The sequence below is a fragment of the Bacillota bacterium genome (genome assembly GCA_024655925.1).
Classification (GTDB): Bacteria; Bacillota; DTU025; order DTU025; family JANLFS01; genus JANLFS01.
This window is the reverse complement of the sequence record JANLFS010000012.1, coordinates 9,244-14,841: the sequence shown is the minus strand read 5'-3', so window position 1 is coordinate 14,841 and position 5,598 is coordinate 9,244. Positions and strand designations below refer to the sequence as shown.

The 5,598-nt window shown below is 60.2% G+C and carries 8 protein-coding genes; 1 reads left to right on the top strand and 7 read right to left on the bottom strand.

Annotation, left to right across the window (positions count from 1 at the left end; genetic code table 11):
• Window positions 1–596, bottom strand: a 596-nt coding sequence (locus NUW23_03140) for an acetate kinase (GenBank protein ID MCR4425174.1), incomplete at its 3' end; no start/stop codon positions are given.
• A 110-nt stretch (window positions 597–706) separates the two neighbouring features.
• On the bottom strand, window positions 707–1,591 hold the full coding sequence (locus tag NUW23_03135) for a peptidoglycan-binding protein (protein MCR4425173.1): 885 nt from the start codon (window positions 1,589–1,591) through the stop codon (window positions 707–709).
• A gap of 154 nt (window positions 1,592–1,745) precedes the next feature.
• On the opposite strand from NUW23_03135, the gene ylbJ reads away from it, so the two are divergent.
• Complete coding sequence (gene ylbJ, locus NUW23_03130) at window positions 1,746–2,984, top strand: sporulation integral membrane protein YlbJ (GenBank protein ID MCR4425172.1); 1,239 nt, start codon at window positions 1,746–1,748, stop codon at window positions 2,982–2,984.
• On the opposite strand, the gene NUW23_03125 is transcribed toward ylbJ, so the two are convergent.
• The 5 genes from NUW23_03125 to NUW23_03105 form a co-directional block, all read right to left on the bottom strand.
• Complete coding sequence (locus tag NUW23_03125) at window positions 2,974–3,438, bottom strand: ATPase (GenBank protein ID MCR4425171.1); 465 nt, start codon at window positions 3,436–3,438, stop codon at window positions 2,974–2,976. The genes ylbJ and NUW23_03125 overlap by 11 nt on opposite strands.
• Window positions 3,439–3,442: 4 nt before the next feature.
• The gene (coaD, locus tag NUW23_03120) at window positions 3,443–3,925 is read right to left on the bottom strand and encodes a pantetheine-phosphate adenylyltransferase (protein ID MCR4425170.1); all 483 of its coding nucleotides are present in this window, start codon (window positions 3,923–3,925) and stop codon (window positions 3,443–3,445) included.
• A gap of 3 nt (window positions 3,926–3,928) precedes the next feature.
• Window positions 3,929–4,531 (bottom strand): 16S rRNA (guanine(966)-N(2))-methyltransferase RsmD, encoded by a 603-nt coding sequence (rsmD, locus tag NUW23_03115; GenBank protein ID MCR4425169.1) that lies wholly within the window; start codon window positions 4,529–4,531, stop codon window positions 3,929–3,931.
• A complete protein-coding gene (locus NUW23_03110) occupies window positions 4,503–5,357 on the bottom strand; it encodes a DegV family protein (protein ID MCR4425168.1) in 855 nt (284 codons plus the stop codon). Before NUW23_03110 ends, rsmD begins: the two co-directional genes overlap by 29 nt.
• A 30-nt stretch (window positions 5,358–5,387) precedes the next feature.
• On the bottom strand, window positions 5,388–5,598 hold a 211-nt coding region (locus NUW23_03105), incomplete at its 5' end, for a DAK2 domain-containing protein (protein ID MCR4425167.1).

Here is a 5,598-nt window from a genome sequence, read left to right as displayed (position 1 = left end):
AACTTCTTGCCCAGAAGGCTGGCGGCCCGTGCCGACACGTACCTGTGGGAAGTCCCGTGGAAGCCGTACCGCCGCACTCCGTACTTGGTGTAGATCTCGTAAGGAAGAGCGTACATGTAGGCCTCCTTGGGCATAGTCTGATGGAATGCGGTATCGAACACTCCGACCATCGGAAGCCCGGGCATCAATCTCTGACAGGCCTCAATCCCCATGATGTTCGGTGGGTTGTGGAGTGGAGCGAGGTCCTGGCAGTCCCGAAGAGCCTGCATGACCTCATCGGTAATAGCGACGGAGCAGGCGAATTTCTCGCCCGCGTGCACAACCCGATGGCCTATGGCCGACACTTCGCTGAGGTCACTGATGACGCCGACCTCGGGATCCACGAGCACCTCGAAGACGTACTTCAGAGCCTCCTCGTGGTTCTTGGCATGCACATCCTTCTTGACCTTAGGCCGGCCAGCGGGCTCATGGACGAGAAAGGCCTCTGGGGTGCCCACCCTTTCCACAATGCCCCGCGCTAGACACGACTCGTCCGTCATGTCGAATAGCTGGTACTTTACCGACGAGCTGCCGCAGTTGACTACCAGGATCTTCATTAAGTCGAACCTCCTCAACTTTGTGACTACGGACACAACTGGCCCAAAAAAGAGAACATGGCGATGCCATGTTCCTGGGAACCACGGGCCAACCGCCGCAGCAGACTCCGTCAATACCCGGCTGCGACACGAACCTGCCGCTGGTGGTCAGGGTCCAGGGAGTTGCTCGCATGAGTGCGGCTCCCGAGGAAATGCACGCAGAAATGTCCGTTGAAGTTGTTGTTCGTGATTTCCCCGCCTCCGTGCGGGAAACCATTAATCGACGCCGCCATCCGGTGGCCCCCGGCTACCACCACCACAGCGCGACGATTCCAACTCCAACTGCCGCCGTATATCCGCTTCATCACCGCGGTGTCCTCAGCAGTCAAGGGTTCAGCATCTGCGTGGTTGTAGCCACCGCGCCGCTGCACCCGAAATGAGAGCCCGGTTTCGACGTCGATTATGGTCGCTCTGTAGGTGAAGATCTCGCGGGCCCGGCTCCAGTGGACAAGCTCCACGTCGCCCCTGGCAGATCGAGATCGAGAGCCAGGATCGGCCGGGATCACCAGTTCCTGCCCAGGCCGGATCAGTTCAGGTCTGGAGATGCCGCTTGCCGCAGCAATCGCCTCAACCGTTACGCCGAACCGGAGCGCGATGTCGTACATGGTGTCACCCTGGCGCACCACGTAGGTCCGTGTCGCCTTGGCTGCAGCCACCGAAAGGAGTGCGTCCCAGGTACTGGCGCCGACTACTCCATCTACGTCCAGCTTGGCATCAGCCTGGAACCTGCGTACCGCACTGAGAGTGGCTGGTCCGAATATGCCGTCGGCTGCGCCGTCCAGGTACCCCGCCAAGCTGAGGTACTCCTGGAGTTCGATAACGGAGTCTCCTCGGTCACCCACGCGTAGCACAGCAGGCGCTCCCTGCGAAACATATGCAAGCACTACGAGAACAGCGGGAACCACGAGGGCAATCAGAAGGGTACGGGGCACCCAGTTTGCCGCAGGATGGTTCAACCCGTCCACCCCTTTCATGCTGGTTGAGAGAGCGACGGCACGCACCGTCGGTCATATTCTACCGTACTCAATGAAATCCTGCCGCATAGGCCGGGGCATTCGGAAATATAGATTTGGGGACGACCCGCCCGCCTGAAAGGAAGTGCTCTAGTAAATGAAGAGAAGGTTGGAACCCAGAAGGAGAAGCGTATACGGCTTGGCTGCTCTGGGAGCCTTTGTGACTCTGGCCATTATTGCCCTCCCAGAAGTCTCGTTCCGGGCCTCACTGGATGGTCTCAGGGTCTTCTGGGACGTGGTGTTCCCCGCACTCCTGCCGTTCTTCATCGCATCAGAGGTCCTGATGGGCCTGGGTGTCGTCCACTTCATCGGGGCGCTTCTCGAGCCTTTCATGCGCCCTGTGTTCAATGTACCCGGCGTCGGAGCCTTCGCCTTTGCGATGGGCCTCGCGTCGGGCTACCCGATCGGGGCAAGGATAACATCACGACTCCGCCGCGAGGGGCTCTGCTCTCAGGTCGAGGCGGAACGCCTGGTGTCATTCACCAATACCGCAGACCCACTGTTCATGGTGGGCGCGGTTGCCGTAGGGATGTTCCACACCCCTGCACTGGGGCCTGTTATCGCCGCCGCTCACTACATCTCCGCCGTGTTGGTGGGCCTCACTCTGAGGTTCTACGGCCGCGATTGCTCCTCCGACCGCGACGACCAGTATTACCGTCGCGAGTCCATTCTCGCGCGCGCTGCCCACGAGCTGTACACCGCCCGCAAGCAGGATTCGCGGTCGTTCGGCCAGATCTTCGGGGACTCCGTACGAGAATCCGTGAACACGCTCCTCCTCATAGGTGGATGCATCATGATGTTCTCAGTGATCGTGAGAGTCCTTGGCGTGTTCCGCGTCACCGATCTGATCGCCGCCCCCATCTCGGCCGCGCTGACGCCGCTTGGAATCTCGAAGGAACTGGTCCACCCCATGGTATCCGGCGTGTTTGAGATAACCATAGGCTCCGAGCTGGCAAGTCGCGCAGCGGCGCCTCTCGCACAGCGCCTGGTGATTGCCAGTGCGGTCATCGCCTGGAGCGGGCTGTCGGTATTCGCCCAGGTCGCCAGCATGCTCTTTGGAACAGATGTCAGACTTGCGCCGTACTTCTTCGCCCGCATCCTCCACGCAATACTCGCGGGCGCCGTGGCCATTGTCCTGTGGGAGACCGGCCCTTGGGCGTCGCACGCGATGGCAGTACCACCTCAGGCTGGAGTGTGGACGGTCCCCGGGTTCTTCGGTACCTTCTGGGCATCCTGCGCCAACCTTGCAGGAGCCCTGGGGGTCACCTTGATTCCCGCAGCCTTGGCTGCACTCGTACATAGACCCCGGGTCAGTGGTTTCCGGGTCAGGAACTGACCTTCCGGCGCCTCAGTTCCTCAATTCCCTTTCTCACGACCCTCGCGGTTCTCTGCAGCGTCTCTTCAAGAGAGGTTAGGGTCGACTCGGCATAATCGTCCGCCCCGGCCTTAACCTCTGCTGCATCTCGGCGGGCTTCCTGGAGGAGCTTTTCGGCCTGGTCACGAGCGAGAGCGACGATATCGCTCTCAGCCGCGAGTTTCGCCCGCTCTTCCGTCGCGTGGTCACGTATAACCTCTGCCTCCCGTTTAGCCTCGGTGACGATGTTCTTCCTCTCGGCTAGCAGGAGTTCAGCCTGACGTATCTCCTCCGGCAACGCGATGCGGATCTGGTCGATCAGTTCCAAGACCTCGATCCTATCCACAATCCGTTTGCCGACAATGGGAATGCGTGAACTCGTCTCGATCAGGTTCTCGAGGCGATCCAGGCATTCGATGACTGACTGCTTGACCAACTCATCACGTCCCTTCGCACTTGGCACGCACCCGGCCGGCTACGGCCTCGGGCACTAATCCGGTGATATCCCCTCCGAACCGGGCGACTTCCTTGATAAGGCTTGAGCTTATGTATGAGTACTCAGTCGATGTCATCATGAACATGATCTCCACTGTTGGATCGAGCCTTCTGTTCATGAGGGCCATCGTGAATTCGAACTCGAAGTCGGAGACGGCCCGCAGGCCACGGACAACCACACGGACCCCGCGGCGCCTTGCATACTCCACGAGCAGGCCGTCGAAATGGTCCACCTCCACGTTTGGGAGGTCAGCGCATGAATCCTCCAACATCTGGAGGCGTTCCGAAAGGGAGAAACAGTGTGTCTTGCCCTGGTTATCCAGGATCGCGACTATGACACGGTCGAACACCGCGGCCGCGCGCCTTATGATGTCGAGATGCCCCATTGTGACGGGGTCGAACGTCCCGGGGCAAATCGCCACGGTCAACAGTCATCCCTCCGGCATGTACATGTAGAATCCTACCAGGGTTTCACCGTATCTCTCCTCGCGGAACCTTCGCAATCTCCCGAGGGTCTCCCCCGGCCGGACGTGGGCCGAATACTCGCAGACAACCAGGCCTGAATGGAGAACTGACCCCTGCAAGTCGAGTTCGGTCAGGACGTTTCCGTGAACCCCTGACTCATACGGTGGGTCCACGAAGACCAGATCGAACCGAGCGTCCCCTGCGCCCTCCGCACCAAACCTGCCGTGGAGCGCAACCCTCCAGTCCGCGCACATCACCCGTGCTCTGTCCCGAAACCCGAGGCTCGTGAGGTTGCGCTCTATGAACTCGCACGCAACGCGGCTTTTGTCCACGAAAACACAAGAACAAGCGCCCCGGGATAGGGACTCGATCCCGAGACTCCCGGAACCGGCGAACAGATCGAGTACTCGGGCCTCCTGTACGCGCAGGGCCAGGATGGCGAAGACCGATTCACGTACCCGGTCGGTCGTCGGACGGGTTGTCCGCCCAGGTGGCGCTAGGAGGCGACGCCCCCCGGCGGTCCCTGCAATCACGCGCATATCACTGATGTATGCTGGGGTACCAGCCAACAGCGAGCGCTCCGGGTCCGGAGTGCGTACCGACCACGGGCCCGCACTCGGTCAGGAATATGCGCCTGCATGTAAACCGCTCCCGGACCGCCTCCATCCATTCCTCGCCGCGCTGGGGATCGACCGCGTGCAACACCGCCACGTCCACCGGGTGAGATCTGTCAACGCGGGACTCCATGATCTCTAGCACACGTGGTAGAACCCTGCCTTGTCCCCGAACACGCTCCACCGCGGTCAGTTCCCCCTCTGACATCGATAGAATGGGCCTTATCGAAAGAAGCCCCCCCAGGAGCGCGGCAGCCTTGCCGATACGTCCGTTCTTCTCGAGGTAGAGCAAGGTACCAACAGTGAACAGCAGACCAAACGTATCCATGACGTGACGGACCGCACGCCGCACTTCTTCCGGGTCATTGTGGACATCCCTCGCATCTGCGGCGGCGAGCGTGACGAGTCCAGTGCACAATGAGACGGTCATGGTATCGACAACCTCGATGGCTGGGGACTTCAGGGTCTCCGCGGCTATCTTGGCGCTCTGATATGTGCCGCTGAGCTTGGAGGAGATGTGCAATGAGAAAATGTGGTCATAGGACCCCAGGAGTCGCTCGTACACGGCTATGAAATCAGCAGGAGACGGCTGGGATGTCCTCGGCATGATCGGGCTCTTCTGAAGCTTCTCGAAGAACTGCTTGCTCGTGAGGTCGACCTGATCCGTGTAGGTTTCTTCTCCAAAGTGAACAGTGAGAGGCACCACCACGATGTCACGCTCGCGGTACATTGAGGTGGGCAGATCAGCCGTGCTGTCGGTGACGATAGCTATTCGGGCCATTAGAATCCCCCCTTCCGGACTTAGCCGGTACTATTCTACCGAGATGAGATAATAGTAGAGCGGCTGCCCACCATATTGCAGCTCGAATTCGACATCGGGGTAGTCATCCCTGATTGCGGCAACGAGGGCCCGGGCTTCTTCTTCGGTCACCCCCGCTCCGTAGAGGATCGTGACTATCTCCGCTGCCTCGTCAAGTAGCTGGGACAACAGCTGCCTGGTCACATCCTGCCGGCTCTCGCCG

Excerpts from the sequence above, each read along its gene's own strand:
- ylbJ (MCR4425172.1), top strand. The coding sequence starts at position 1,746 with ATGAAGAGAAGGTTGGAACCCAGAAGGAGAAGCGTATACGGCTTGGCT.
- NUW23_03110 (MCR4425168.1), bottom strand. The coding sequence starts at position 5,357 with ATGGCCCGAATAGCTATCGTCACCGACAGCACGGCTGATCTGCCCACC.